The sequence below is a fragment of the Opacimonas viscosa genome, from assembly GCF_024199005.1.
Taxonomy (GTDB): domain Bacteria; phylum Pseudomonadota; class Gammaproteobacteria; order Enterobacterales; family Alteromonadaceae; genus Opacimonas; species Opacimonas viscosa.
The window spans coordinates 1-270 of sequence record NZ_JANATA010000141.1 but is presented as its reverse complement, the minus strand read 5'-3'; the positions used below and the strand labels follow the sequence as shown (position 1 = coordinate 270).

Annotated in this window: 1 protein-coding gene; it reads left to right on the top strand. The window is 31.9% G+C overall.

The features are described 5' to 3' along the window. On the top strand, positions 1-265 hold a 265-nt coding region (locus tag NLF92_RS13035; protein WP_254102648.1), incomplete at its 5' end, for a hypothetical protein. Between the last annotated feature and the right edge of the window lie 5 nt (positions 266-270).

Sequence of the window (270 nt, the reverse complement as noted above, 5' to 3'; positions counted from 1 at the left end):
ATTGATGATTTTGGTCTTTTTTAATTTCTTTTTAAATCCATCGAAACTCAACAAATTTATTATCTGTACTGGAGTTTTGCTCGCTTTGATTTTGGTTTTAGAAAAATTTTGGATGTTGCCAATTTTAGATGCACGAGCAGATGTTTTAGCCACTGGAAAGGGACTCCCACCAACTCCGTTGCACAATTATTTTATTTACGCAGAATGCATTAAAGCCATTTTACTCCTTTCAATAGGTTTTTTACAGCTAAAGAAAATTATTTAAATACC